The organism is Microbispora sp. H10670 (assembly GCF_014161385.1).
GTDB lineage: Bacteria > Actinomycetota > Actinomycetes > Streptosporangiales > Streptosporangiaceae > Microbispora > Microbispora triticiradicis.
The window spans coordinates 135028-158552 of sequence record NZ_JABBWW010000007.1 but is presented as its reverse complement, the minus strand read 5'-3'; the positions used below and the strand labels follow the sequence as shown (position 1 = coordinate 158552).

At 72.5% G+C, this 23525-nt stretch carries 17 protein-coding genes; 12 read left to right on the top strand and 5 right to left on the bottom strand.

All coding sequences use genetic code 11. The features are described from left to right. Positions 1 to 43 precede the first annotated feature (43 nt). Positions 44 to 1459, bottom strand: coding sequence for a sensor histidine kinase (locus HHX33_RS12855; RefSeq protein WP_182874778.1), 1416 nt, complete (start codon positions 1457 to 1459; stop codon positions 44 to 46). A gap of 209 nt (positions 1460 to 1668) precedes the next feature. Here HHX33_RS12855 and miaB point away from each other — a divergent pair, with 209 nt between their 5' ends. After that, positions 1669 to 3204, top strand: coding sequence for a tRNA (N6-isopentenyl adenosine(37)-C2)-methylthiotransferase MiaB (miaB, locus tag HHX33_RS12850; protein ID WP_182874777.1), 1536 nt, complete (start codon positions 1669 to 1671; stop codon positions 3202 to 3204). Between the two features lie 1267 nt (positions 3205 to 4471). Further along, complete coding sequence (locus HHX33_RS12845) at positions 4472 to 5410, top strand: ribonuclease Z (RefSeq protein WP_182874776.1); 939 nt, start codon at positions 4472 to 4474, stop codon at positions 5408 to 5410. 4 nt (positions 5411 to 5414) lie between these two features. Here the strand turns inward: HHX33_RS12845 and HHX33_RS12840 are convergent, their stop codons facing one another. After that, positions 5415 to 6122 carry a class III extradiol dioxygenase subunit B-like domain-containing protein gene (locus HHX33_RS12840; RefSeq protein ID WP_182874775.1) on the bottom strand — a complete coding sequence of 236 codons (708 nt, stop codon included), beginning with the start codon at positions 6120 to 6122 and terminating at the stop codon, positions 5415 to 5417. Between the two features lie 60 nt (positions 6123 to 6182). Here HHX33_RS12840 and HHX33_RS12835 point away from each other — a divergent pair, with 60 nt between their 5' ends. The 10 genes from HHX33_RS12835 (at position 6183) to HHX33_RS12790 (ending at position 18231) form a co-directional block, all read left to right on the top strand. Continuing rightward, positions 6183 to 6716 (top strand): methylated-DNA--[protein]-cysteine S-methyltransferase, encoded by a 534-nt coding sequence (locus HHX33_RS12835; protein WP_182874774.1) that lies wholly within the window; start codon positions 6183 to 6185, stop codon positions 6714 to 6716. A gap of 28 nt (positions 6717 to 6744) precedes the next feature. After that, complete coding sequence (gene miaA, locus HHX33_RS12830) at positions 6745 to 7656, top strand: tRNA (adenosine(37)-N6)-dimethylallyltransferase MiaA (RefSeq protein ID WP_182874773.1); 912 nt, start codon at positions 6745 to 6747, stop codon at positions 7654 to 7656. 9 nt (positions 7657 to 7665) lie between these two features. After that, positions 7666 to 8478, top strand: coding sequence for a diaminopimelate epimerase (dapF, locus tag HHX33_RS12825; protein ID WP_182874772.1), 813 nt, complete (start codon positions 7666 to 7668; stop codon positions 8476 to 8478). A gap of 72 nt (positions 8479 to 8550) precedes the next feature. After that, entirely contained in the window at positions 8551 to 9318 is a 768-nt protein-coding gene (locus tag HHX33_RS12820) for an SCO6745 family protein (RefSeq protein ID WP_182874771.1), read from the top strand. A gap of 100 nt (positions 9319 to 9418) precedes the next feature. Further along, on the top strand, positions 9419 to 11704 hold the full coding sequence (locus HHX33_RS37165; protein WP_182874770.1) for a tetratricopeptide repeat protein: 2286 nt from the start codon (positions 9419 to 9421) through the stop codon (positions 11702 to 11704). Positions 11705 to 12113: 409 nt separating this feature from the next. Then, entirely contained in the window at positions 12114 to 13175 is a 1062-nt protein-coding gene (locus HHX33_RS12810; RefSeq protein ID WP_310741350.1) for a glycine betaine/L-proline ABC transporter ATP-binding protein, read from the top strand. A gap of 2 nt (positions 13176 to 13177) precedes the next feature. Next, a complete protein-coding gene (locus HHX33_RS12805) occupies positions 13178 to 15124 on the top strand; it encodes an ABC transporter permease (protein ID WP_310741349.1) in 1947 nt (648 codons plus the stop codon). Beyond that, positions 15121 to 16101, top strand: coding sequence for an ABC transporter substrate-binding protein (locus HHX33_RS12800; RefSeq protein WP_182874769.1), 981 nt, complete (start codon positions 15121 to 15123; stop codon positions 16099 to 16101). Before HHX33_RS12805 ends, HHX33_RS12800 begins: the two co-directional genes overlap by 4 nt. A 176-nt stretch (positions 16102 to 16277) precedes the next feature. Continuing rightward, positions 16278 to 17237 (top strand): ABC transporter substrate-binding protein, encoded by a 960-nt coding sequence (locus HHX33_RS12795; RefSeq protein WP_220501758.1) that lies wholly within the window; start codon positions 16278 to 16280, stop codon positions 17235 to 17237. Between the two features lie 274 nt (positions 17238 to 17511). Beyond that, positions 17512 to 18231: an HNH endonuclease family protein gene (locus tag HHX33_RS12790; RefSeq protein WP_182874767.1), complete on the top strand. Its 720-nt coding sequence runs from the start codon at positions 17512 to 17514 to the stop codon at positions 18229 to 18231. Between the two features lie 48 nt (positions 18232 to 18279). Here HHX33_RS12790 and HHX33_RS12785 read toward each other — a convergent pair whose 3' ends face one another. From HHX33_RS12785 to HHX33_RS12775, 3 genes are all read right to left on the bottom strand, one after another. After that, positions 18280 to 21036: a DUF6493 family protein gene (locus HHX33_RS12785; RefSeq protein WP_182874766.1), complete on the bottom strand. Its 2757-nt coding sequence runs from the start codon at positions 21034 to 21036 to the stop codon at positions 18280 to 18282. Further along, the gene (locus HHX33_RS12780; RefSeq protein WP_182874765.1) at positions 21033 to 22421 is read right to left on the bottom strand and encodes an SWIM zinc finger family protein; all 1389 of its coding nucleotides are present in this window, start codon (positions 22419 to 22421) and stop codon (positions 21033 to 21035) included. Before HHX33_RS12780 ends, HHX33_RS12785 begins: the two co-directional genes overlap by 4 nt. 80 nt (positions 22422 to 22501) lie before the next feature. Beyond that, complete coding sequence (locus HHX33_RS12775; RefSeq protein ID WP_182874764.1) at positions 22502 to 23524, bottom strand: CU044_5270 family protein; 1023 nt, start codon at positions 23522 to 23524, stop codon at positions 22502 to 22504. Position 23525 lies beyond the last annotated feature (1 nt).

Here is a 23525-nt window from a genome sequence, read left to right as displayed (position 1 = left end):
CCGTCCGGCTCATCGCGGGGCGTGGGCGGTTCCGGGAAGCGGCTCATCGCGGGACCGGGAGGCCGAGGAAATCGCTGTGGCCGGCGTGATGCTCGCTTCGGCCGGCGACCTGTGGCGCTTCCCGGACGGGGAGGTGCAGGACGAACCGGGCTCCCCGTTCGCTGTCCTGGATGGTCAAGGTGCCCTGATGCGCTTCCGCGATCTCCCGTGCGATCGCCAGTCCCAGCCCGGTCCCCCCTGAGTCCCGGTGGCGTGAGGCCTCCAGCCGGGTGAAGCGGTCGAAGACCCTTTCCCGGTCGTCCGGTGCGATTCCGGCGCCGTCGTCGAGGACCTCCAGCGTCGCCGTCGGCCCGTCGGCCCGCACGCTGACGGTGATCTGCGAGGCGGCGTGCCGTGCGGCGTTGTCGAGCAGGTTCACCAGGAGCCGGGTGACCCGCAGCCGGTCGCAGTCGACGAAGACGTTCCGCTGAAGGTCCCTCACGATCTCCACTCGGTAGGTGCGGCGGTCGAGTTCGCCGTGGACCAGCCGGCCGAGGTCGGTCGGACGGAGGTCGAGGGGGGCGCGGGCGTCCAGCCTTGCCAGGGTCAGCAGGTCGGTCACGATCGCCTGAAGCCGGTCCACTCCCGCGAGCACCGCCGTGGCCGTCTTCGGCCAGTCGACGTCGTGCGGATGCATGAGGGCCTCTTCGAGCTGGGCCCGCATGGCCGTGAGGGGGCTGCGCAGGTCGTGAGAGGCGTCCGAGGTGAACTGCCGCAGTTGCTTGTAGGCGCCTTCGAGCCGGTCCAGCGTGTCGTTCACCGTTCCGGCCAGGAGCTTGATCTCCTCCTGGTGGTTGTGCGCCACAGGGACCCGGCGGTGGAGATGGGTGGCGGTGATCTCCGCCAGTTCCGTGCGGATGACGTCCACCGCACTCATGTCCCTCCTGGTGACGTAGAACGTCCCGGCGGCCGTCATCGCGGTCGCCAGCAGGGACATGCCGATCGCGAAGGAGAGCGCCTCGGTGCTCCCGTACCAGGGGACCGTGGGCACCGCCACGTAGAGGATCCAGGGCCCGTCCGGCTGATAGACCTTGTACGAGAAGACGGTCATGCAGCCCTTCAGCCCGGCCGGAGGGCACAGCACCCGTTCGGCGTGCACGCTCGCGCTGGTCGCGTGGAAGGTGGCCATCGGGGGCCTGCCCGCGAGTTGCGGCGTCGCCGCGACGACCTGGTGCCGGGCGTCCAGGACCTGGATCGCGATGTCCCTGCCCGCCGGCAGTTCGGCGGGGAGGTACCCCTGCCTGATGAGGGGCACCGCTCGGTCCCACGCCCCGGTGACGCGATCCCGGGCCGCGTCGGCGTCCTTGCCGCCCACGAAGACGAGGAAGAGCACGCTGACCCCGGTGCAGAGCAGTGCCGCGGCGGCGGAGTAACCGACCGTCCTGCGGAGGAGAACGGATGATCGGTTCCAGTTCGACATCGGGTCAAGGCCAATCCGTGGGAAGCGTGGTCTATGCCTACAAAAGGGCACCACACAGGCATGAATCACTCAATAAAAGGACATTTGCACTTTTCACAAGCCTGGGTAATGGCGGATGCGAGCCCTGGTCATGTCAGGCGGGTCCGCACCCGCCCGAGCGCGATGTTCGGGTTCGGCGGGGGCGGGGAAGCGCCTACCCTTGTAGTGCGATGAGTGCGACCACACAGACTGCGACCACACCGGACGCCGAGGGCGCGACCCGGACCTACGAGGTGCGGACCTACGGCTGCCAGATGAACGTGCACGACTCCGAGCGGCTCTCCGGGCTGCTGGAGGACGCGGGATACGTCCGGGCCGCCGAGGGGCAGACGCCGGACGTCGTGGTGTTCAACACCTGCGCCGTACGCGAGAACGCCGACAACCGGCTCTACGGCAACCTGGGGCACCTGCGGCCGATCAAGATGGCCCGCGAGGGCATGCAGATCGCGGTCGGCGGGTGCCTGGCGCAGAAGGACCAGGGCGAGATCGTCCGCCGCGCCCCCTGGGTGGACGTCGTCTTCGGCACCCACAACATCGGCTCGCTGCCGGTGCTGCTGGAGCGGGCCCGGATCGCCGAAGAGGCCCAGGTCGAGATCAGGGAGTCGCTGGAGACGTTCCCCTCCACGCTGCCGAGCCGCCGTGAGTCGGCGTACGCGGCCTGGGTGGCGATCTCGGTCGGGTGCAACAACACCTGCACGTTCTGCATCGTGCCGTCGCTGCGCGGCAAGGAGAGGGACCGCCGTCCCGGCGACGTCCTCAACGAGGTGCGGACCCTCGTGGACCAGGGCGTCCTGGAGATCACGCTGCTGGGGCAGAACGTCAACACCTACGGCGTGGAGTTCGGCGACCGGCTGGCGTTCGGCAAGCTGCTGCGGGCCTGCGGGGACGTCGAGGGTCTGGAGCGGGTCCGCTTCACCTCGCCGCATCCGGCCGCCTTCACCGACGACGTGATCGCCGCGATGGCCGAGACGCCGAACGTGATGCACCAGCTGCACATGCCGCTGCAGTCCGGCTCCGACCGGGTCCTCAAGGCCATGCGCCGGTCGTACCGGTCCGAGCGCTACCTCGGGATCATCGAGCGGGTGCGCGCCGCGATGCCGGACGCCGCGATCTCGACCGACATCATCGTGGGCTTCCCCGGCGAGACCGAGGAGGACTTCCAGCAGACCCTCGACGTCGTGCGGCAGTCGCGCTTCGCCAACGCCTTCACGTTCCAGTACTCCATCCGCCCCGGCACCCCCGCCGCGACGATGGAGGACCAGGTGCCCAAGGCCGTCGTGCAGGAGAGGTATGAACGCCTGGTGGCGCTCCAGGAGGAGATCTCCTGGGCGGAGAACAGGACACAGGTCGGGCGCACCCTCGAAGTGCTGGTCGCCGAGGGCGAGGGCCGCAAGGACGACGCCACGCACCGCCTGTCCGGCCGTGCGGCCGACAACCGTCTCGTCCACCTCGCCGCCACCGACGCCGCCACCGGTGCCGCCGTCGACGCGCGCCCCGGCGACATGGTCACCGTCGAGGTGACCTACGCCGCGCCGCACCACCTGGTCGCCGACAAGGTGCTGTCGGTACGGCGGACCCGCGCGGGCGACGCCTGGGAGGCCCGGCAGGCGGCGCCGCCGCAGGGCGGCGCGGTCAGTCTGGGCATGCCGACCATCGGCCGCCCGGCTCCGCTGCCCGCGCAGCCGTCCGCCTGCTCGGCCGTCTGAACCACGACCGACCGGGTTGATCTGATCCGCGGGGGCGGCCCGCATGGGCGGGCCGCACGCGGTCATCGGGCGAGACGGCGCAGGACCTCGTAGCAGTAGGCGCGTCGCAGATCGTGGAACCGCAGGCAGGGGTCCTGGATCCGGGTGCGCGCCACGCCGGCCGCCTCGGCTCGGGACGCCGTAGAGGTCCCCGTGCCCGTGCCCGTGTCCCGGCCCGCCGTGCCCGCCGCGTTCCCGGCGGGTGTGGCGGCTCCGGCCGCCGGGTTCCGGGGCGTCGCGTCCCCCGCGCCAGAGCCACGAGCGGCGGTATCCCGGCCGGTGGAGCCCTGGGCGACCGGCTTGTGCGTGACCGGCTTCGCGCTTGCGGGCGAAGCGGTCCGCGCGGATCGCCGCCGCTCCGGGTCTCTCGTCCCGGTACGGCCTGCCGTGCCGCTGGAGCCGCTCCCGCCGGGGCGTGCGGCAGACAGAGGCGGGCGGGAAGGGCCGTCCGCCCGGACGACCCGCCCGAACGATCCCGGCGAGCCGGTCTCGTGGCCAGGGGGTAGTAGGGGCGGCAGCCCCCGCTCGGCCGCCGCCGGCTGTCGCTCCGCCGTGCCGTCTCCGGTCGCCCCGCCTCCCTCTTCTTCGGTGGACTCGCCGGAAACTCCCGGCGCGCTTTCCGGAGTCGTTTCCGGCCGCTCCGGTGCGGCATCCGATGAAACGTCCGCGGATACGGATGACGGCGTATTCCAGGACTGCGAGAAGAAAGGGCCGGCGGCGGGGAGGCCCGGTGCCGCGGAGCCGAGAGGCCCTTCTCGTCCGAAGCGCTGGCCCGCGGCGGCCGAACGGGCGGCGGAGGACGCCACCGGATCCTGACCGGGAAGGACGGCCAGGACGACGCCGAGTCCGGCGATCGCGGTCACACCGATCGCGCCCGTCAGAGCGAGAACGGTGTTACCGTCACGCCGATGCCGTGGGGTGGGGGAGTTTTCCGGCAAGGTCGTTTTCTTCCATGTGGCGGTGTGTCGGTTTCGACTCCTCAGTCTGCCCACGCCGTACGGAATTCAGCGCCGGTTCCCCTGATTTCCGGGAACTCCAGATGTGCCATTTCCAGCGCAATTCGGCAAATATCCAAGATATGCGGCGGGCTCGGACGGCGCACTTCGCCCTCCGGAACGATCTCCGGGGGTGTCCTCCGGGGGTCTGGTCCCGGCCTGGGGAGCGTCTGACAAATGCTGCCCGCCGCGAGCAGGGCTTGATTTGCCCGACACGACCTAGCATCGGCGGTGTGTCCGTACGTGAACTCGTCGTCCTCGGCACTTCCAGCGCCGTGCCCACGCGCCACCGCAACCACAACGGCTACCTGCTGCGCTGGGACGGCGAGGGGTTCCTGTTCGACCCGGGAGAGGGCACGCAGCGGCAGATGCTGCACGCCGGGGTGAGCGCCCACGACGTCACCTGGATCTGCGTCACCCACTTCCACGGAGACCACTGCCTGGGGGTGCCCGGCGTCGTCCAGCGGATCGCCAGGGACAAGGTGACCCACGAGGTGCGGGCGGCCTACCCCGCGAGCGGTGAGACGTACTGGCGCAGGCTGCGCAACGCGTCGGTCTTCGCGGACACGGACGTGATCACTCCCCGGCCGGTCTCCGGCGAGCTGACGCGGTGGCCGTCGGGGCCGGTGACGCTGACCGCGCGCCCGCTGTCGCACCCCGTCCAGTCGTACGGCTACCGCGTGGACGAGCCGGGCGGGCGGCGCATGCTCCCCGGCGAGCTGGCCAGGCGTGGCGTGCGCGGGCCGCTGATCGGAGAGCTTCAGCGGCGCGGCTCGCTGACCCTCCCCGACGGGTCGGTGGTCACGCTGGAGGACTGCAGCGCGCCCCGGCCGGGCCAGAGCGCCGCCTTCGTGATGGACACCCGCCTCTGCGACGGCGCGTTCGCCCTGGCCGAGGGCGTCGACCTGCTGGTGATCGAGTCGACGTTCCTGTCCGGTGAGAGCGCGATGGCCGCGCAGTACGGGCACCTGACGGCGGAGCAGGCCGGGCGGATCGCGGCGGCGGGCGGGGTGCGCCGCCTGGTGCTCACCCACTTCTCCGAGCGGTACACGACGGCCGACGAGCCCAGGTTCGTGGACGAGGTGCGCAAGACCTACTCGGGCGAGGTGGTCACGGCCCGCGACCTCATGCGGGTGCCGGTGCCCAAGAGGAGCGCCGAGGCGGGCGGCTGACCGCTCACCAGAGCCAGCGGGCCACGAAGTAGCCCACGCCGTACGGCGCGTCCTCGCGCAGCAGTTCGGCGGCGGGCGGCGGCGCGCCGTGCGCCGCACCGGCCAGGACCTGGAAGGCGGCCCGGCCGGCCACCCACAACTCCGCGGCCCGGGCCGGGTCCAGCGCCAGGAGCGCGCCGGAGTCGCCGGCCCCGAGCGCCGCGGCGAGCAGGTCGTCGTACGGCACGGCGTCCGGATGCACGTAGCCGGGCGACTTCTCCACGCGCCGGGCCGAGCCGTCGCCCATGACCAGCAGCGCGACCCGTCCCGCCGAATCGGCCAGGCGGCGGCCCAGCGCGGCGCACTCGGCCGTCGGCGCGTCGGCGGCGACCGCCTCGAACCGCAGCGGCAACCGCCCCTCGGGAGCGCCGGCGGCGTTCTCCAGCAGCCAGCGGCCGATCGTGAGCGACAGCGGCAGCACCGGTTCCCCGCCCGCCGGGCCGACCCTGACATCGGGCCCCCAGGGGCGCAGCGATCCGGCGGCGTCGCCGGGAAAGGACGCCGGGGAGCCGTCGCCCCCGGTCACCACGAGCACGTCCGGACCGGCTTCGACGAGGGACCGGACCGCCTCGGCGCAGGCGGCGCGCAACCGGTCGAGTTCGGCCGCGGCGCCCCCGGCGACCTGCGGGACGAGCAGCGGAGGATGCGGGCAGACGGCCGCGGCGACCAGCACCCGATCACCCTACCCGGCTCGCCGGCCCCCACAGATTGGACGTATGGGCAGAATGGACGTATGGACAGCAGCACGGTCGCGTTCGCCACCGTCCCGACCCGGCTGGGCGACGTGCTCGCCGCCGTCACCGCGGACGGGGTCGCCGCCACGCACTTCCGGGACGGCGGCAGGGTCAGGGCGCGCATCTCCGCCCGCCTCGGCATGCCCGCCGCCGACGACCCGGACCGTACGGCCGCCGTCCGCGAGGAGCTGGCGGCGTACTTCCGGGGCGAGCTGAAGGAGTTCCGGGCCCCGGTCGACTGGCGGCTCATGTCGCCCCTCCAGCGGCAGGTCCTCGGCACGCTGCACGCCACCGTCCCGTACGGCGAGGTGGTGACGTACGGCGAACTGGCCGCGCGCAGCGGCACGGGGGTGCCGGCCCGGGCCATCGGCTCGATCATGGGCGGCAACGCGATCCCGATCATCGTGCCGTGTCACCGGGTCGTGGCGAGCAACGGCCTCGGCGGGTTCAGCGGCGGCGACGGCGTGGAGTCCAAGCGGTGGCTGCTGACCCTCGAAGGCCATCTGCCGCCCACCCTCGACTGGGACCTGTGACCTCCCCGTCCCTGGGACACTGGAGGGTGTGGGGCAGCTACCTGTGATCGCCGTCGTGGGCGCCACCGCGGCGGGCAAGTCCGACCTGGCCGTCGAGCTCGCGCTCCGCCTGGGCGGCGAAGTGATCAACACCGACTCCATGCAGCTCTACGAGGGCATGGACATCGGCACCGCGAAGCTGTCGCTCCAGGAACGGCGTGGGGTGCGGCACCATCTGCTGGACATCTGGCCGGTGACCCGGACGGCCAGCGTGGCCGAATACCAGCGGCTCGCCCGGCCGCTGGTCGAGGACCTGCGCTCGCGCGGCAGGGTGCCCGTCCTGGCCGGCGGGTCGGGGCTCTACGTGCGGGCCGTCCTCGACGACCTGGAGTTCCCCGGCACGGACCCGGACGCGCGGGACCGGCTGGAGAAGGAACTCGCCGAGACCGGCCCGGCGCCCCTCTACGACCGGCTGAAGCGCCTCGATCCGGTGGCCGCCGAGAACATCCTGCCGAGCAACGGCCGCAGGATCGTCCGCGCGCTGGAGGTCATCGAGCTGTCCGGGCGGCCGTTCTCCGCGACCATGCCGTCGTACGACGCGGTCTACGACAGCGTGCAGATAGGCGTCGAGGTGCCGCGGCCGGTCCTGGACGAGCGGATCGAGCTCCGGGTCGCCCGCATGTGGGAGGCCGGGCTGGTGGACGAGGTGCGCGAGCTCGCCGGGCGCGGCCTGGCGGAGGGCAGGACGGCCGGGCGGGCGCTCGGATACGCGCAGGTGCTGCGGTTCCTCGCCGGGGAGTGGACCGAGGAGCAGGCGCGGGCGGAGACGGTGCGCGCCACCCGCAGGTTCGCCCGGCGGCAGGAGTCGTGGTTCCGCCGCGACCCGCGGGTGGTCTGGCTGCCGTTCGACGCGCCCGGCCTGGCCGACCGCGCGATCGGCGCGATCACCGGAGCCTCGTAGACTCACCGCATGCGGTTTGTGAAGGGACACGGCACCGAGAACGACTTCGTCATCCTGCCGGACCCGGACGCCCGGCTCGACCTGAGCGCCCCGCAGGTCGCGGCGCTGTGCCACCGGCGTACGGGCATCGGGGCGGACGGCGTGCTGCGTGTCGTCCGCGCCAAGCTGTGCCCGGAGACGGCCGAGCAGTCCGATGAGGCCGAGTGGTTCATGGACTACCGCAACGCCGACGGCAGCATCGCCGAGATGTGCGGCAACGGCCTCCGGGTCTTCGCCCGCTACCTGGTGGACGCGGGCCTCGCGGCGCCCGGCGAGTTCGCCGTCGCGACGCGCGGAGGGGTCAAGCGCGTACGGCTCGGCGCGTCGGGCGACGTCTCCACCGACATGGGCAGGCCCCGGGTGCTGGGGGAGAGCCACGCGGTCGTCGGCGGGCGCGAGTATCGCGGCGTCAACGTGAACATGGGCAACCCCCACCTCGCGTGCCTGGTCGAGGAGCCGGTGTCGGGGCTCGACCTCGGCCGGGAGCCCGAGTTCGACCGGGAGGTCTACCCGGAGGGCGTCAATGTCGAGCTCTTCAACGCCGTGGGCGGCCGTACGGTGTCCATGCGCGTGCACGAGCGGGGGTCGGGGGAGACGCGCTCGTGCGGCACCGGCGCCGTCGCGACGGCCGTCGCGGCCGCCCGCGCGGCCGGCGAGACGACCGGGACCTGGGAGGTCCGGGTGCTCGGCGGCACGGTGACCGTCACGCTCACCGAGGACACGAGCCACCTGGCCGGCCCCGCCGTCCTCGTCGCCTCGGGCGAGTGGCCGGCCGTCCTCTGATCGTCCCGGACGCTTGCGGAAGGTTGTTCTGATCCTTCACTCTGAGTCTCAGATCCGAACCTGGGAGGGTGGATGGATCCGCGTGACGCGGTGGTGCGGACGAAGGCGGCGATCGGGCGTCTCGGCGGGGGCTTCATGCTCTCGCGAGAGGTCAAGGCACTGTGCGAGCGGCACGGCCTCGGCGGCCGTGAGATGTACTTCCGGGGCAGGTGCGGGGTCCTCGGCGAGGTGGACGCGGACGTCGTGGTCGCCGCGGTCGTCTTCTTCCACGCCGGACACGTCCGCGAGTCGTGGGAGGGCGGGCGCAAGCTCCCGGCCGAGGAGGCCGCCGCGCTCTACGCCTCCGCCTGCCACGACTGGGGGCGGCGCAGGCTCGCCGGGCTGCGGGACGCCGACCGGCTGTCGGAGCTCCTCGCCGTCGTCGCCGACCGCTCCGACCCTTTCTGCGCGCCGCTGTTCGCCGGGTGGCGGGCCATGCCCCGCCCGGACGGCGGGCCGGCCCTGACGGCCCATCTGCTCCACGTCGTGCGGGAACTGCGCGGCGCCCTGCACGCGGTGGCCGTGGTGACCTGCGGTGTGGGCCCGCTGGACGCCACGCTCGTCGGCGGGGACGGCGTCGGGGCGCCCGTCTCGTACGACAGCACGGCCGGCTTCGCCCGGTTCCTCGGGTGGCCCGGGCCGTACCCGGAGCCCTCGCCCGAGGCGGCCGAGCGCAGGGCCAGGGCGGAGGAGCTCACCGACGACCTGCTCGCCCGCGCCTTCTCCGTGCTCGGCCCCGCGGAGCTGACCGAGCTCACCGGGCTGCTCGGGGAGGCCTCCCAGGTGGCTCTCACCCGCTGAGGCGGAAGCCGAGCACAGCAGCGTGCTGCTCGGGTCGGCGTGCTGCTCGGGTCGGCGCGCTGTTTGGGTCATGGTCGGCGACCTGGCAGACTGGCTGCCCATGGACGTGGACATCTGGGCCTGGGTCGGCGGCACCCAGCGTGAACTGCACGAGGCGGGCAACACGGGGCTCGCCATGGCGCTGGGCGACGTGCCCGCGCAGGCGCTCGAGGGCCGATTCGCCCAGTTGGACGTCGTAGCGCCGGCCATCACGCAGCACGCCGAGTCCCTTGAGAAGCCGTGGCTGGAGCTCTTCGCCCGCTACTGGCACCTGCTGGGGCGGGTGGGCGACCGCGCCATGGGCGGGGTCGCGCTCGACGACGCCGCCTCGCTGGCGGAGTTCGCGGAGCGGGGAGACGTCAGCGACTGCCCCGCCGCCCCCGGCGGAGTGGAGGTCCTGGCCATCACCCAGGCCAACACCGACGGCCCCGGCTACGCCGCCACCCGGCTGAGCTCGCTCGGCGCCGCCCTCGACGGCGTGGGCCCCGACTCGCTCGCCTTCTCCGGCCTGGTCACGCAGTACGTCGCGGCGCTCGTCGACGCCGGTCAGGCGGCCGAGGGCGTCACGTACGCGGAGGCGGCCGTCGAGCGGCTGCGCGGGGCCGGGCGCGAGGCGAGCTGGGAGCTGGGCGCCGCCTCCGTGCGCGCGCTGCTCGCCGCCGGACGTCCCGACGACGCCCTGACCGCGCTGGACGCCTCGACCGGCTTCAAGCCCGACGACCCGGTCGCGAAGGGCCGCCGTGAGGCCCTGCTCCGGTCGCTGGTGCTGGCCACGCTCGGCCGCACGCAGGAGGCCGTGGAGGCCCTGCCCGACCTCGACGTGGTGGGGGACCACCCGCGGGAGTGGGTCGAGTGGGCGCACACCGTCCGCATGCTGGTCACGGGCGGCGGCTCGATCGCCAACAGCTGGCAGCTCGGCCGCATCCTGCGCCAGTGGATGACGTACTTCGAGACGATGGGCGGCCACCGCGCCCGCTTCGAGCTCGCTCTCACCGCCGGGCACCTGGCCGTCGCGCGGCAGGGCCTGTGGCAGGCCCGCCTGCTCGCGGACGAGGCGGAGGCGGCCCTCGCCGGCCTCCGCGCGACCGAGGGCCTGGCGGATCGGGTGGCCGAGCTGCGCGCGGCCGCCGGCGCCGCCGCGGAGGCCCCGGCCCCCGGCCCCCGCGACGAGCTGGTGGCCTACTTCGACGCAGCCGACGGCAGCACGGCCGACCCCGAGCGGTGGGTGGGCTGGCTGTGGCCGCTGTCGGGCACCGACCTGGAGGCCACCCGCCGGCACACCACCACCCTCGGGTTCCTCGGCTACCCCGGGGTGGGCGCCGACATCTACTGGAAGGCGGTCGCCGAGGACGGCGACCCGGCCGCGGCGGGCGAGGAGGACCTCGCCTACCTCACCGGCCTGCTGATCGAGGCCCGTCAGGACGAGCGGGTGGAGAGCCTCGCGGCCCGGCTCCCGGAGACCGCCTCCCACCTCGCGCTCGCCCGGCTCCACCGCGCGCGTGAGCGGTGGGAGCAGACGGCGGCCGAGGCGGAGCTGGCCGTCGCCAACGGCGGCGGGCTGGAGGCGCGCCGCCTGTGGTCGGGCGCCGTCCAGCAGCTCGGCGACAACGCCAAGGCGGCCGAGATCCTCAAGCCGCTGCTGGAGACGGGCGAGGCCGAGGAGGAGGACGTCTGGCGGGTCATCGTCATGTCCACCGCCGTGGAGGACTGGGCGACCGTACGGTCCGCCGCGACCGGGCTCGGCATGCCGATCGAGGCGGGCGAGGGCCCGATCGAGGAGGAGTGGCACCTCGTCCGGGTGATCCTCCCGGCCCCCGACGGCAGCCAGCGGGAGGTCCTCGCCGTACGGACCGGCCCGGCCACCGCCCGCCTCGCGATCCCGCAGCCGCGCGGCATGGAGTACAACGCGGGCGACGTGGTCGTGATCGACCCCCGGCCGCTGGAGCCGATCCCGGAGGGCGAGGAGGAGCGGGAGAGCTTCGTGATCCCCTTCGCCGGGGTGACGATGCTGCGTCCCGGCGGCTACACGAGCTGGTTCTTCGACGGCGCCGCGCCGACGGAGGACGAGTGGACCGAGTTCAACGAGGTCCTGGCCGAGCGCGGCTGGCCGATGTGGGTCTACAGCGACGAGAACTACCGCGTCACCCACCCGGCCAGCGGCGAGCAGCTTCCCGGCGTGTTCGGCTGGATCGCGATCCCGCCCGCCGTACGGCCGGCGGATCTGGACGCCGTCCTGGACGACGTCACCGAGCAGTGGTCCCACCCGCTGGCCTGGCTCGACCTCGCCCGCGAGGTCGGCATCGAGGCCGAGCGGCACGAGCGGATCTCCAAGGAGTACGGCCTCTGACATCCCGCTCACCGGCACGGCCGCGCCCTCGTGGGCGCGGCCGTGTCGCGCGTCCGGGCACTTCTACCGCGCCGCCGGGCACTCGGCCGTGCCGCCACGTTCTCACCGCGCGCTGCCATTTCTTCACCGCCCGGAACGTCCGGTGATTGTAAAGATCACCGGACGGTCACGATATGGCGAGCAGAAGGCATTTTTCCCCATAAGTGGGGCGATTGGGGCCTAGCCTCAGTCCTGTTGTCAAACAGGATCCGTGTTGCGAGTTGCGCAACGCCTGTGCGTGTGCCCTGAGGAGTCGTTGGCCCCCCGCTCTTCATCCACGGCGTGCGAGCGGCAGCCTCCGCGCCGTGCTGTGGCGTTTCCGGGCGTCCACGCCGCCTCGCGGGCGACCGCGAAGTGAGGGGAAGTCACAGTGGGCACAGCCGCGATCGAGGTTCGCGGGCTCTGGAAGATCTTCGGTCCCAAGGCCGGCAGGATCATCGGCAGCCCCGACGCCGATCTCGAACCCGCGCAGCTGCGGGCGAAGACGGGCTGCACCGCCGCCGTCAGGGACGTCAGCTTCCAGGTGCGGCCGGGTGAGGTCTTCGTCGTCATGGGCCTGTCGGGCAGCGGCAAGTCGACGCTCGTACGCTGTCTCACCCGGCTGATCGAGCCGACGGCGGGCGAGCTGCGGATCGACGGCCAGGACGTGTGCGCCATGTCGGCCAGGCAACTGCGGGATCTGCGCCGCCACCGGGTGAGCATGGTCTTCCAGCACTTCGGTCTCCTGCCGCACCGCAGGGTCGTGGACAACGTCGCGTACGGCCTGGAGATCCAGGGCATGGGGAAGGCCGAGCGGCACGAGAAGGCCGGCCGGATCCTGTCGCTGGTCGGGCTGGAGGGGCACGAGGACTCCTATCCCGAGCAGCTCTCCGGCGGCATGCAGCAGCGCGTCGGCCTGGCCCGCGCGCTGGCCGTCGACCCGGAGGTGCTGCTGTTCGACGAGCCGTTCAGCGCGCTCGACCCGCTGATCCGGCGCGACATGCAGGCCGAGGTCATCCGGCTGCACCGCGAGGTCGGCAAGACCATGGTCTTCATCACCCACGACCTGTCCGAGGCCCTGAAGCTGGGCGAGCGCATCGCCATCATGCGGGCCGGCGCGATCGTGCAGGTCGGCACTCCCGAGGAACTGGTGGGGGCGCCCGCGGACGACTACGTGGCCGACTTCGTGCGGGACGTCCCCCGGGCCCAGGTGCTGTCGCTGCGCTGGATCTGCCGCGACCCCGAGCCGGGCGAGCCGCTCGACGGTCCCGAGCTTCCCGCCGGCACCGTCATCCACGACGCGGTTCCGGCCGCGATGGGGTCGGACCGGCCGATCCGCGTCGTCGACGGAGGCGAGCTGGTCGGCGTGGTGAGCCGGGTCGACATCCTCGGCGCGGTGCGGCCCAGGACCGAAGCCCCGCAGGTCTCCGCGGGCGTGAGCGGGGAGGCGTAGTGGTGAGCGCACCTGTGCGGACGGCGGCGCCCCCCGCGCCGCCCGTGCCCGGTCCGGCGCGGGTCCGGCGCCTCGCGCGATGGGCCGCCCCCGCCGCGGGAGTGGTCGCGGTGGTGGCGCTCTACGCGGCCTTCCGCGGCACGGCCGTGCTGCCGCACGACGACGACGCCGCCCTGTTCCACTGGCTCAACGACGCCCGTGACTGGGTGGACGCCAACCGCAACAGCAGCCCGATCTTCCTGTACCTCGTCAACTACATCCGGCTGGGCGTGGCGGAGCTCTACACGCTGGTCCAGGGCGGGCTGGTCGCGCTGGGCTGGCCCGGGCTCATCGGTCTCGCCGCCGGTCTCGGCTGGCTGGCCGGCGGATGGCGGATCGCGCTCGTCGCGGCGGCGGGCTTCGCCGGCGTCGGCGTGCTCGGCTTCTGGGAGGCGAGCGTCGACACGCTCGCGCTGACGCTGTCGGCGGTGTCGCTGTCGCTGCTGATCGGCATCCCCCTGGGGATCTGGGCCGGCCGCTCGGCCCGCGTCCGCCGGATCGTCACCCCGGTGCTCGACGTGATGCAGATCATGCCGACCTTCTCCTACCTGTCGCCGATCCTGCTGCTGTTCCTGATCGGTCCGGCGTCCGCGACGATCGCCACGATGATCTACGCGATGCCGCCGGCGATCAGGATCACCGCGCTGGCCGTCCAGCGGGTGCCCGGTGTGACGGTCGAGGCGTCGGAGTCGCTCGGCGCCACCGGCTGGCAGACGCTCATGAAGGTGCGCCTGCCGCTGGCGCTGAACACGATCATGCTGGGGGTCAACCAGACGATCGCCGCCGCGCTGTCGATGGTGCCGCTCGTCGCGCTGATCGCGGCGCCCGGGCTCGGCGTCGACCTGATCCGGGCGCTCGCGCGGGTCAACGTGGGCGCCGCGCTGGTGCCCGGTGTCGCGATCGTGCTGATCGCCATCGTGCTCGACCGGGTGACCAGGGCGGCGGCACGGCGGCGCGAGGGCGGGCGCCGGGCGAGGGCGGTCCGCTGGGGCGGCCTCGCCGTCCTGACCGCCGCCGGGATCGCCCTGACCCCGGTGCTCGCGCCGGAGTTCCCCGAGCAGTGGCAGGTGCAGGTCGTCCGGCCCATCAACGACGTGGTCGGCTGGATCGAGGCGCACTGGTACGTCTTCACCGGCTTCCTCAACGACACGGTGGCGTACGGACTGCTCAACCCGCTGCAGGACGTGCTGACCAGCGCTCCCTGGTGGCTGGTCACGGTGGCGGTGCTGGGGTTCGCCTGGCGGGTGAGCGGTCCCGCGGCCGGCCTGGTCGCCGCGGCCTGCCTGGTGGGCGTCGCCGCGCTGCACCTGTGGGAGCACGGCATGGAGACGCTGACGATCGTGCTGGTCGCCTCGCTGATCACGATCGCGGTGGGGCTCGCGCTCGGCGTGGCGGCGGCGAGGTCCCGGTGGTTCGCCGCCGGGCTGCGGCCCGTCCTGGACGCCGCGCAGACGATGCCGTCGTTCTCCTATCTGCTGCCGGCCGTGGCGCTGTTCAATAACGGCCGCTTCACGGCGATCGTGGCCTCGCTCATCTACGCGGTGCCGGTGGTCGCCCGCCTCGTCGAGGACGGCCTGCGGGCGGTGCCCGCCACCGTGATCGAGGCGGCCAGGTCGGCTGGCTCCACCGACCGGCAGCTGCTGTGGAAGGTCCAGCTGCCGATGGCGCGCAGCTCGTTGCTGCTCGCGGCGAACCAGGGCATCGTCATGACGCTGGCGATGGTGGTGATCGGTGCGCTCGTCGGCGCGGGCGCCCTCGGATACGACGTCGTGGCCGGAATCGCCCAGCAGGAGGACTACGGCAAAGGCTTCGCCGCCGGCGTCGCCCTGGTCCTCCTCGGCGTGATGCTCGACCGGATCACGCAAGGCGCCAACGGGCGCCGCTCTCCCCACAAGAAGAGGAACGCATGAAGAAGCTACGCCTGATCGCAGGGGTCATCGCTCTCGGCCTCGCCGCGACCGCCTGCGGAGGCGCCAAGGTAGAGGACGACTCGAAAGCCGCCCCGAGCGCGAGCGCGGCGGGCTCGGCGGCCGCGTCCGCGGCGGGCACCGTCAAGATCGCCGTGAACCCCTGGGTGGGCTACGAGGCCGACGCCGCCGTGGTGTCGTACCTGCTGGAGCACGAGCTCGGCTACAAGGTCGAGAAGGTGACGCTCGCCGAGGAGCCGTCCTGGCAGGGCATGGAGTCGGGTGACGTCGACGTCGTCCTCGAGAACTGGGGTCACGACGACCTCAAGAAGAAGTACATCGAGGAGAAGAAGATCGCCGTCGAGGCGGGCAGCACCGGCAACAAGGGCGTCATCGGCTGGTACGTGCCCGAGTGGATGGCGCAGAAGTACCCCGACATCACCGACTACAAGAACCTGAACAAGTACGCCGACCTGTTCAAGACCTCGGAGTCGGGCGGCAAGGGCCAGCTTCTCGACGGCGACCCCTCCTACGTCACCAACGACGAGGCGCTGGTCAAGAACCTCAAGCTCGACTACAAGGTCGTGTACGCCGGCAGCGAGGCCGCGCTGATCAAGGCCGCCAAGCAGGCGACCGACCAGAAGAAGCCCCTGCTCATGTACTTCTACGAGCCGCAGTGGCTGTTCAACCAGGTCAAGCTGGTCAAGATCAACCTCCCGGCCTGGGAGGAGGGCTGCGACAGCGACCCCAAGAAGGTCGCCTGCGACTACCCGCCGTACGACCTGGACAAGATCGTGAGCAAGAAGTTCGCCGACACCGGCGGCAAGGCGTACGACCTCGTCAAGAACTTCCAGTGGACGAACGACGACCAGAACTCCGTCGCCGACGACATGACCAACAACGGCATGTCCGCCGAGGACGCGGCCAAGAAGTGGGTCGAGGCCAACACGGCCAAGTGGCAGGCCTGGATGCCCAAGTGACCTGAGCACCTGAGGGTCGCCTCCCGCGCCCCGTACGTACGGGGCGCGGGGAGCCCTTCCCGGCCGCGATCCGCGGAGATCGCGGCCCATCCCGCCCGTTGTGGAATACTCTCCCGGTGTCGCCGCGGCCTCACCGCTCGCGGTCGCCGCCCGTACGACATCAGATGAGGTCAGATATGAGGATCCGTCTCCTTACCGGCGTGCTGTCGCTCGCGCTGGTCATGACCGCCTGCAGCGGCGGGAGCCCGAGTGGGAGTTCGGACGCCGCCGGAGCGGGAGCGGCGGGCGGCACGAAGACGGTGAAGATCGCGATCAACCCCTGGATCGGCTACGAGGCCAGCGCGGCGGTGGTCGCCTACCTGCTGGAGCACGAGCTCGGTTACAAGGTGGAGAAGATCGAGAGCGGCGAGGCGGACTCCTGGAAGGGCTTCGAGAAGGGCACGGTCGACGTGGTCCTGGAGAACTGGGCCCACCCGGAGCTGAAGAAGGAGTTCATCGAGCAGAAGAAGGTCGCCGTCACCGCGGGGGAGAACGGCAACAAGGGCGTCCTCGGGTGGTATGTCCCCGAGTGGATGGTCAAGAAGTATCCGGACATCACCGACTGGCACAACCTGGTCAAGTACAAGGACCTGTTCAAGACCGACAAGAGCGGCGGCCTGGGGCAGTACCTGGCCGGTGACAAGTCCTTCGTGACCAACGACGAGGCGCTGATCAGGAACCTGCACCTGCCGTACAAGGTGGTCTACTCCGGCAGCGAGGACGCCTTGATCGCGGCGGCCCGCAAGGCCACCGAGAACGAGACCCCGCTGCTCATGTACTTCTACGAGCCCCAGTGGCTGTTCAACCAGCTCAAGCTCGTCAAGATCAGCCTCCCTCCGTACGCGATCGGGTGCGACGCCGACCCCAAGACGGTCAAGTGCGACTACCCGCCGTACCTGCTGGACAAGATCGTCAGCGTGAAGTTCGCCAGGAACGGCGGCAAGGCGTACGAACTGATCAAGAACTTCGTCTGGACCAACGACGACCAGAACTCCGTCGCGTTCGACATGGCCGAGAACAAGATGAGCGCCGAGAACGCCGCCCGGAAGTGGGTCGAGGCCAACAAGATCGTCTGGCAGGACTGGATCCCCGTCTGATTCCCAGAACCTGAGCGAAGGGCGTGGCATCATGCCACGCCCTTCGTCGTTGCGCCTCCGGCGCGCTGGACTCGCCGCGGCGACCCCTGCCCGCCCTTCCAGGCGGCCGTGAGCGGCCATCCGTGGCCGCCCCTTGTAGATCTCCAGGCGCGCCTCCTTTGCCAACTTTTTACGCTTTGCTATATCTAGGGGGATATTCCAGATATTTCTCTACCTAGGGGTAGCTTTGAGCGGGCGAGGTACCCGATTGACCGCCGCTGCCGCGGCGGCTGTGATGTTGCTGACGGGATGCGGGCGGATAGGCGATCTCGCCGCGGAGCCCGCGGGTCAGAGCGGCGGCGGGAGCAGTGGCTCTGGCGAGGATCACGGCGTCAACCCGCTCGACAACCCCGACGGCACCGGCCCCGGGCTGAAGGCTCTCACCGAGGACAAGGACCGGGCGAAGGCCCGTGACCTCATCGGCAAGGTGGCGACGAAGGGCCGCGGCGCGAAGACCGGCTACGACCGGGACAAGTTCGGCTACGCCTGGGCCGACAACGTGGACGGCATTCCCTGGGGGCGCAACGGCTGCGACACCCGCAACGACATGCTCAAGCGGGACGGCGACGGCGTCGAGTACCGCGGCGGGTCGAACTGCGTCATCGTCACCATGAAGCTGTACGACCCGTACACCGGCAAGAAGATCGACTGGAGCAAGTCGGACGCCGCGAAGGTCCAGATCGACCACGTCATGCCCTTGTCGTACGACTGGCAGATGGGCGCGTCGCGGTGGAGCGAGAGCAAGCGCAAGCAGATCGCCAACGACCCGCTCAACCTCATGCCCGTCGACGGCTCCACCAACGGCTCCAAGGGCGACTCCGGCCCGGCCACCTGGCTGCCGCCCCGCCGCGACATCCGCTGCTCCTACGCCGTGCGGTTCGCCCAGGTCGCCCTCAAGTACGACCTGCCGGTGACCTCCGCCGACAAGGACGCGATGCTCGAACAGTGCAAGTGACCCGCCCGGCTCACCGGTAGACGACTTCCCGGCAGGCGCAGCCGCGGGTCATCCCGCGAGCTGCGCACACAGGCGGGCGCATTCGCGGGCGAAGCGGCTTCGGCGGCTCGGCCGGCCCATGGGGGCGTGCGCCGAAACGGCCGGGATCTCGCCGCGGGCGCCCACCCAGGCCGCCACGTCGGCGGCGAGCGTCACCGCCTCGGTGTGGACGACGCTCGGCCGCTCTCCGGCGGAGGGCAGCAGATCCGGCAGCAGGGTCCGCAGGATCTCCCACACCTGCTCGTGCGCTCCCTGATGCGCGGCCTCCCGCAGGGACGCCAGCACCGGCCGGGTCTCGAACCAGGTGCGGCGCAGCAGCAGCGCGAGCTGACGGCCGATCGCCTCGGCGGGCAGGTCTCCCCGGCTCGTCATCCGCAGCAGCGCCGGAACCGGGTCCGGGCGGCGCTCGGCCAGGAAGTAGGCCATGATGAGCGCGGTCGCCTCCCCGAGCGGGCCGTCGGCGTCCGCCACCGCCTCCAGGTACGCCGGATAGACCCCGGGGTGGTTCCACTGGTGGAGCAGGTGGGGCAGATAGTTGACGGAGACGACCTCGCGATGCGACGGGAGGATCGACGGCCACGAGTCCATGACGGAGCCGTGATCGTCCCGGCGCCACTTCGACGGCTCGCGCAGCAGTTCGTCGATGAGGTGGTGCCCGGTCGGCTCCGCTCGCAGCACCGGCACCAGCCGCACCTGCTCGACGTGTCCCGGGTCGCGCTCCTCGAACAGGTACTCGTGCGCGTTCTCGACGTAGCCCCACTTCAGCCCCGTCTCGGGATCGGGCAGGCCGCCCCGGGCGAGCCAGGCGGCGACGGCCGGCCCCGCCTGTGATCGCACCTGCGCGGCCCGTTCGGCGGCGAAGGGATGGGACCCCCTCGGCAGCCGCAGCAGCGCCTGCTGCAGGTCCGCCGGCAGCGGTTCCACGCCCGCGGCGGCGCACAGCTCCAGCCGGTCCACCAGCACGCGGGGGTCCAGGTGCCCGGTCATCACCGTCGGCGTCGCGAGCAGGACGGGTGGCAGCGTCCCTTCTCTCAGCGCCCGGTAGATCTCGTCGAGCCGGTGCAGCAGGAACATGTGCGGCGAGGAGACGTGCGCGGGTTCCGGCAGCCGGCTCCGCCGGTGGAGGTCCACCGCGGGGTCCGGTCTCTCCGGCTCGCCGAACAGCCGCCGGAGGGCCGAGTACGTGATGCCCACAAGGAGCCCCAGCCCGGCGGGTTCGGGATCGGGCACGCCGGGATCGGTACCGGGAGCGATCACCTCCTTCGCCAGGGCGGCGATCCAGGCGTCCGGATCGAGCCAGCTCTCCATGTCGTACAGGTGGGGAAAGAAGTCCTGGAAGACAGGGGTGAGCGCCGCGCGCAGGGCCGCGCGGTCCCTGCCCGCCCGCTCGACGAAGCCGGCGAGCCACTGCTCGCGCGCCACCCACTCGCGAAGATCCCATGCGGTGTGATCCACCGACGGTGCGGGGAACGGGCCGGGCTCGGGGAGGACGGGCAGCGGAGCGGGAGTGAACGGCTCCGGCGTCCCCTCGGCCGTGACGTCGCCCCCGAACACCGCGGCGAGTTCCCGGCCGAGATCGGCGGGCAGCAGCGGTACCGCGTCGGCGATCGGCTTCCCCTCCGCGCCGAACGCGGCGGCGTGTCTGAGCGCGATCCGGACGGCTCGCCGCCGTACGTCGTCGGAAGTGTGCGCCAACGCCGTGACGAGCGCGGGAGCCAGTTCGCCGGCGCGGGTGGGCCTCCGCCGCACCTCCTGGTCCAGCCGGCTCAGGCCGGCGCGGGCCAGCTTGGCCTCGGGCCTGAAGGTCAGCGCCTCGATCGCCTCCTGGACGTCGGCGTCGTCGTGGGGGCCGGTGCGGTCGACCTGGGTCAGGGCCAGCTCGGCGACCGGGCCGGGGGCGGCGGGGAGCAGCCGCAGATAGTCCCGGACCCGTCCGGCCGCCTCCTGCGGCGCCGGTTTGACCAGTTCGTGCAGGCGCACGAAGAAGCGCAGGTCCGCGGCGTCGCCGCCGCGCAGGAACCGGCTCACGCAGCCGTCCAGGAGCTCCGCCCGCGACACGCGTCCGGTACGCAGGAGCCGCCCGATCAGGGCGAGCCAGGGCGTGGGCGACGGCGTGAGCCGTTCCTCGCGCAGAACGCGGCCCGCGCCCTCGGCCCCGAAGACCAGCGGCAACAGCGAGCCGAGCAGCGGATCGTCGTCCGCCGCCGGGCCGGTCAGCCACGCGACCACGAGCGGATCGTGCGCGGGCGGCGTCACGCCGGAGGCCCGCAGCAGCGCGAGCACCAGCGGGGCGGTTCGCACGTCGTCCGCCCTGCGGATCTTCCCGGCGAGCCGGGCCGCCACGTCGGCCTGCCAGCCGGCCGGACGGGTGACCAGCACGCGGACCACCTCGGCCGGGTCCGGGGCGGGCCCCCACTCCGGGTAGAGCTCGCGGCGGGTCAGCCAGGCCGCCGCGGCGGCGGGCCCGGAGATCGTCCCCGCACCCGCGATCCGCAGCGGCGCGCCCAACTCGGCGAGAGCGCCCCGCACGGTCCGGCGGCGCTCCCAGGCGGTCCACCAGTCCTCGTCGTCCTCGTCGTCGAGGTCGTGAACCCCTTGGCTCCCATGGGTCATCCGCGTGGCAGTGTCCCGCATCTCCTTGAGGAGGCCCGGTAACCGTCTCGCCACCTCGGCGCGCTCGGCCTCGGTGAGCGCGATCACGCGGTCGGCCAGCGTCTTCGTCTCCCGCGCGGCGACGAGGTCGCGCACCTCCTGCCAGGCGCTCATCGGGCCGTCTCCACGCCGGTCTCGGCGCCGGTCCCCACGCCGGCCTCCAGGCCGGACGGCGCAGGCGTGGTCCTCGCGACGATCCTGGCCGCGAGCACGTGCTTGCACGGCCCGCGTGAGCCGCGGTGGTCCCACCACCAGGGGCAGGTGCACGAGCCGTCGGTCAGGCCGACCTCCCGCACCCCGCCGTCGGTCCGTACGCGCGCCGTGTCGCCCGCGATCTCCACGGCGCCGGCCTCGGCCAGCGCCCGCGCGGACGTCAGCCGCGGGTTGAGGTGCTGCACGTGCTCCCTGTCGTAGGGCAGCTCGCGGTGGAAGTGCGCCGCCTCGTTCAGGTCGTAGCCGACCCGCCCGGCCGTGCCGAGCTGGGTGAGGGCGGCCCGCACGCGCGTGGTGGACAGCCCGGCGCGGTCGGCGAGCAGGCCGATCTCCACCTCGGGTTCGAAGTTGAGCAGCATGCCCACCACGTCGGCGTCGGCCTCGGCCTCGTCGGTGGCGAGGTCGGCCAGCACGGCGCCCTCGCCGGAGAAGCCGCGCCAGCGCTCCGGAGACAGGACCAGCGTGTAACGCATTCCGGGCAGCTCCAGCTCCCACGCGCTCGACGCCGGGCCGCCGGGCGCGGCCGGGCCGTAGACCTTGAGGCTTCTGACGAAGCGGAGCAGGGGCAGCAGCGTCGCCAGGCGGCCGACGCCGGACAGGCACACCGCTCCCGGGCCGGGCCGGTCGGTGACCCGCAGGTCGCGGCCCGCGGGAGCGACCCACAGGTCGGCCGCCGCCCGCTTGGGCAGGGACCGCAGGAACCGCACCGCGCTCATCCCGTGGAGCTCGGCCCGCAGGTCCATGCGCGCCGCGATCACCTGCACCTCGGCGAAGCCCCGCAGCCACCGCTCCGGCAGCGGCACCTTCTTCTCGACCACCGCGCCGTCGAGCGTGGTCACGGTGAGCTCGTCGGCGCCGACCCCGAGGTGCAGCGGGTCGCGCGCGCCCACCCGGGCCAGCGCCTCCCGCAGCGGGCCGTTGACGTCGACGTTCGTCGTCCCCCGGTCGAACACCTCGCCGTCGAGGGCGCCGCCCAGCAGGTCGAGCCGGGCGTACACGCCGCCGCAGGCGGAGAACGACTCGAAGCGCAGCCGGTCGCCGCCGCACGTGACGACCGGGTCGCGCGTCCATCCCGGGCGCGGCTGGTGATAGCGGGTGAGGGCCACGTCGGCCACGCCAAGCAGGGCCGCCGCCGCGGGCGCCGCCTGGGTCACCACCCCGCTGAAGAACCTCGGCGCGACGGCCGGGCCGCTCAGGGCCCTGCCGCCGGACGTCGACAGCCCGAGACGTCCGTCCACCAGCATCGAAGGCGCGGCGTAGCTGTACGCCTGCGTCGCGTTTGTCATGTGCCGGAGGCTAGAGATCACCACCGACAATTCGCGCCCGCGGAGCCCGCCGGGCGTTCGGCCGGCTCCGCGGGCGGGGATCAGAGGCAGCCGCCGTGAGGGTCCTTCACCTCGGGCGCGGTGTCGTCGACCGTGACCTCCAGCTGGGCGGTGGAGGCCACCAGGCTGCCCACGGGCGCCCTGGCCTCCCGCGCGTCCACCACGACGCCGCGCTCGCCGAGCAGTTCGTACGTGGCCGGGTCGAAGATGACCTCCTCGCGCACGCCGCGGGAGACCCGGCCGACGCCGATGCCGGTCCGGCCCGCCGCGTCCTCCACGTCCTCGCTGACCGTGACCCCGGGGATCGTCGCGGCGGCCTTGAACAGCGCCGCCCGCTGTGGCGCCGGCACGTACGTCTCCCGCAGCAGGTCGCCCACGGCCGTCCACGCCCCCGCGTCGGACGGGAGGTCGCCGTGCGGCCGGGCGTACAGGTGGGCCCGCATCTTCTCCGGGTCCGAGGGCAGCTTCTGCAACATGGTGTAGGCGGTGTCGCTCACCTTGTCACAGGCCGGTAGCCCCAGCCACTCCGTGCCCTTCTCCCGGTACGCCTCCGGAGGGATCGGCCACCCCGGATAGGCGCGGGGCTCCAGATGTTCGATCTTGAGCGCGCCGTCCCTGGTGCCGTCGGCGGACAGCCAGATCGTCCGCTTCGTCCGGTAGAGGTAGCGGGACTCCTTCTCGTTCTCGCCGACTATGGAGGCTTCGTACATCGTCTGCGAGCCGACCTTGACGAACTGGTCGTCGCGCGGGGACAGGTCGGTCACGGCGCGGGCCGCCCTGCCCAGCACCTCCTCCGCCGACATGGCCGACAGCTTCGGCAGGGTCACGACCACCTCGCCGGCCCGGGTCGGGGGCGCGGGCCGGCCGGGCCCGGCTGCGGCGACGGCGACGACGCCCGCGCCGGCGAGCAGCGCGGCCCCGCTCGCCAGGAGCGCGTACGGGCGCGGGCGCACCGGCGGCCTGCCCGGGCCGGTCAGCCGGCGCCGTACGGCCGCCTTGGCGGCCAGGGAGTAGGGGGGCGCCTGCGGCCGCTCACGGGCCACCAGGTCGATCTCGTCGATCATG